Source organism: Candidatus Aquicultor sp. (genome assembly GCF_054640775.1).
Genome location: NZ_JBTSLF010000202.1, coordinates 1 through 4,236, shown reverse-complemented (window position 1 = coordinate 4,236; position 4,236 = coordinate 1). Strand labels below are relative to the sequence as shown.

Below are 4,236 nucleotides of genomic sequence, written 5' to 3'. Positions count from 1 at the left end.
TCGGCAAACCTTTTTGTTAGGTACACCCAGTTCGCCGCAGGCTCCCGTGTCAACTGCACCAAAGGTATATCGCTCAACAATGCGTGATCGACTTTCCCGATGTAGATTTCATAAAGCTCGGGTATTACTTCAAGGCGAACATTGGTGGAGGCAGAATGGGCCAGCTCCTCAAGCGTTTCTCTGTGGGCTATTGGGGACGCGACGATTACGCGGTCGATGTTATGGGAGTGAATTAGGGGTACGAGATCATCAAGGGTGCCGATAACGCCCGCCCCATCGACGCTGCTACCGACCAAATGCTTATCTTTACAGATAACGCCGACAACCTCATAGCCCCATTCCGCACGGTTTTTAAGCTCTTTAATGATTTCGAGCGCGGGCTCACCCTTCCCGACGATAAGAACCCGCTGGGTGGGCCACTTGATTTTAAAAACCCTGGCAGCGGCAATACGCCAACCGCTCATAAATAGTATCTGCAACAACCAGGCCAGGATAAAGACCGGCCTTGGGAATGAGAAAAACCTGAAGAAGAACGTCAAAAATACATTGAGGATTAAACCCAGTGTCGCGGCTTTGATGATACCAGAGGTGATATCCCAACTATCCCCCGCCTCTTCAACATTGTAGAGGTCGTAAACGTAGAGCGCGCCGATCTGCACCAGGGTGATAAAAAGCGCGAGACTGGTATACGCTTGAAAGTTAAAGCGCGGCAGGGCGCCTTCAAACCGTAGCAAAAACGCAACGATAATCGCCATGTTGATGAGAACCGCATCGTTTATTATTGAAAAAATAACCCATTGTTTCCGACTCATAGTCGCCTCACGTTCGCAGCCATCCGTTATCTGCTTACTTGATCTTCACACCCATGATAGCTAAGTGGTTGAAAGCACTTCCCGGTACGTTTCGAGCACCCGGGCGAACATAGCATCAAGGGTAAATTCACACTCAAAGCGCTCTCTTGCCTGCCTGCCCAGCCTTAAACGAAGTTCGCCGTCACGGAAAAGCCTTTCAATCGCCTCGCCCAAAGCTTTCTCGTCACGCACCGGGACGACCAGACCCGAAACGCCATCCTTGTTTGCGAAGGTCACGCCGGTTGGCAGGTTTGTGCAAATCACGGGCTTGCTACAGGCATGCGCCTCGAGTTGCACTAAACCAAATGCCTCGCTTGACTCAATCGAAGGCAGCACGAATAGGTCGCAGGCGTGGTAATACGCCGCAAGCTCCTCATTTGAAAGCGCCCCAACAAACGCTACTTTATCTTTGACGCCGATATCGGCGGCGAGTTTCTTTAATTCTGGGCCCAGTTCGCCTTCGCCCGCGATTATCACCTTGCCATCTACATATTGCATCGCCTTGACTAAGTAATCAACGCCTTTATAGTAGATAAGCCGACCTAAAAAGAACGCGATGTTAGGGCCGTGCTCCTCTCGGATCTCATGCGCCCTGGTCTCAATCTGCGGCGTCGGCTCAAGCCAATCGGTCGGTATGCCAAACGGAATGACCCTGCACTTGTCTTTTACCTTCCGCAGAAATGGAGAACTAGTGATCATATTAGGAGAGCTTACGATTATCCTATCCGCCCTGTCCAGGAATTTTTCAAGAATCGGTTTATAAAATCTCAGAAGGATCTTTTGCCGGATTATATCGCTATGGTATGTTACGACCAATTTGCCGGGTGGACGGGCTATCAAAAACGCAGTCTCTCCTGTTGGATTCGGAAAATGCAGGTGGTAGATATCGCTTTTCGATTTCTTAAGCGCCGGTACGAAACCGGGGGCCAGCGGTGTTGACCGAAGCCGCCCAAGGCTAGCAACCCGGGTGACTTTTATGTCATCAACGAACTCAACTGCTGCTGCAAACTGTTCGTTCGCAACAAGAACCTCTATAGCTACTTTGTCTTTGAGTCCTGCGGCAAGGGTGCGAACATGATTTTCGACCCCGCCTATGTGGGGATAGTAAAGTTTATTTACCTGTAAGACCTTCATTAAATACCGGCATAACCTGCCGTTTCTAATTCTCCCCTCATTATTTCGTTCTTCGTTTCATGCTTGCTTTGTGCAGTTTTTCACCTGCATGCCTATTATATAGGATGCCGAACTATTCCGCCATTACATAGGGGGCTACATTCAAGTAGCCCCCTTGCTGCATTTCATCTATTATTGAAGCTCCAATCCTATCCGTCCATGCAATATCTCGGGGCCGCCCCCTGCGCCCAAAAAGTAAACCGATAGAGTGTAGGTTCCACCCGGCTGTAGCCATGGATAACCCGACGGGTTTATATTGAGCCGGTACTTGCCATCACAGGGATTGATCCATATATCATACGCACCTTTCCCGCAGGTAAAAGACGTCGAATTTTCGCCATCAGAGACGATGACCTTAGCTGTTTTATCAACAACCGCCCTGCCTTGTCCATCGACTACCTGGAATCTGATTGGGATTATCGAGGCCGCATCTGCAATATATCCATGACCCGGCACATCGCTCTTCTTCTTAACCGGCGGCAGCCACTTAAAATTGTAACCTACTGTGAAGGTTTCCATTTTAGACGCTTCGTTGCCGGCTACATCTGTCGTGTTGACAGAAAATTCGTATTCGCCTGGTTTGCTAAATTTCACAGACGCCCCGTCTTGGACAGGTATACCGTTTACGGTTGCTTGGATTGAACTTATACCTGAGACTGTATCGGTAGCATTATATCGGAAGGTTATTGGTTGGTTGATAAAGTAAAGGCTGCCTGTGCTTATAGGCGAGATACCCGTATCGATTTCAGGTTTGGTATAGTCAACCTTGAATTGCATGTGTTGTTCTTCTTCCTTGTTGCCGGCCACGTCGACTGAGTAATAATTCAGGTCATGCGTGCCCTCGGGGATGGTTATCGGTAAGCTATAGGCCGCGTATGAGTCGGTATCAATCCGGTAGTAAGTGCTCGATTTCTCGCTTGCTGAAAGGTCAATTTCTACAGGAGTTATAAGCCAGCCATCCCTACCGTTTGGCATTTCCGGTATAACCGATAGGCCCGTTGCCGGCGGGTCAACATCCTCAACGATGCTGACTTTAAGCGGATTTAGTATCTGTTTGGAGAATTGCTCGATTCCATCGTAGGTGTTTGAGGTATCCGAATACCAATAGACCTTGGCATCCGGCCTGTTGGAGTTGTCGCCGAAACTAATACCACGATCCCATGCTCCAGAATACTTGGCACGTATAAACCATTTTGCCACATCCATAGCAGCAGCCCCGAAGATTAATCCGTTTGTTGGATTCCTAAATGCTAGATACCCGGGGTTGGTATCAGCGCTGTCATACCCGGTAAGCCCTTGACGAATATCGCCCGGGCCCCAATCTGGCACAAACACCTCCTCGCCAAGACCGGACTTCATAAACTGGTAGGTCCTATCAAAGCAACCCATGCTATCAATATAGTTGTATGCCATTATCCACTTCTTATTCCTATAGTAGCGCACTTTTACGCCATCAAGCGCCATCTCACTAAATACCGGTCCGTATTCAATGATTCGCCCCTGGGGATCACCGAATGCGCCAGGTGTCGATGATCCAAAACGCCCGTAAAACCAGTCCCAGGCGTAGTCGTCCGTCAGGCAATCAAGATCGTTGGCCGGGTTTTTGTCGCCGTTTTGATCAAACTTAAGCGTGGTTATGATGTTTGTGTCAGAGACGTCGAAGCCTGCTTTGCCTCCCCATCCGATGAGTAGGCCATCTGTTTGCCATGTTTTCGCCTGATTATCCAATGCAGAATACATTGCCCCATAATCCGGTTTTAGTGCATTTGGATTATTAAAGTATAAATGGTAGTTTCTAGTAGAATATGGTTCAACCTGCGCAAAGAAGGAAATCTTATAACTACCCGCCTCAATTACCCTAATCTGGTATGGTATCTCAATATCGTTCTCGTCGGTTACACGAATATCCTCACCTTGCGGTTTTACTTTATCCGACGTAAAGGCTACCTCAACCGGCTCATCGACCCTTTTGAGGCCGATTGGTTCGGTTACGGTAATAATCACCTGGTTTAACCATGCGCCCCCGCCAGACCCAAATAGCTGGTGCTGTTCTTCGCAATACGCATTACCAGGCTTACCGGTGAGCAGTAGAACTACTGCAACAAAAACGGTGGCAATTAAAACCACTAGTCCGTATAGCCACTTACAATTACTCAAGTTTCACCCCTCCAGTCGATTAATAAGAACGCCCGCATACACCTCACCTCCTTAT

3 protein-coding genes are annotated in these 4,236 nt (G+C 48.6%); all 3 read right to left on the bottom strand.

What is annotated here, in order from left to right:
• A partial coding sequence (locus ACYC56_RS12700) for a nucleoside-diphosphate sugar epimerase/dehydratase (RefSeq protein ID WP_461374545.1) occupies positions 1 to 812 on the bottom strand: 812 nt, incomplete at its 3' end.
• A 60-nt stretch (positions 813 to 872) separates the two neighbouring features.
• Entirely contained in the window at positions 873 to 1,985 is a 1,113-nt protein-coding gene (locus ACYC56_RS12695) for a glycosyltransferase (RefSeq protein WP_461374544.1), read from the bottom strand.
• 171 nt (positions 1,986 to 2,156) lie between these two features.
• Positions 2,157 to 4,151 (bottom strand): OmpL47-type beta-barrel domain-containing protein, encoded by a 1,995-nt coding sequence (locus ACYC56_RS12690; RefSeq protein ID WP_461374543.1) that lies wholly within the window; start codon positions 4,149 to 4,151, stop codon positions 2,157 to 2,159.
• Between the last annotated feature and the right edge of the window lie 85 nt (positions 4,152 to 4,236).

Bases quoted from the DNA above. Each gene is read 5' to 3' on its own strand.
- ACYC56_RS12695 (WP_461374544.1), bottom strand. From the start codon at position 1,985: ATGAAGGTCTTACAGGTAAATAAACTTTACTATCCCCACATAGGCGGG.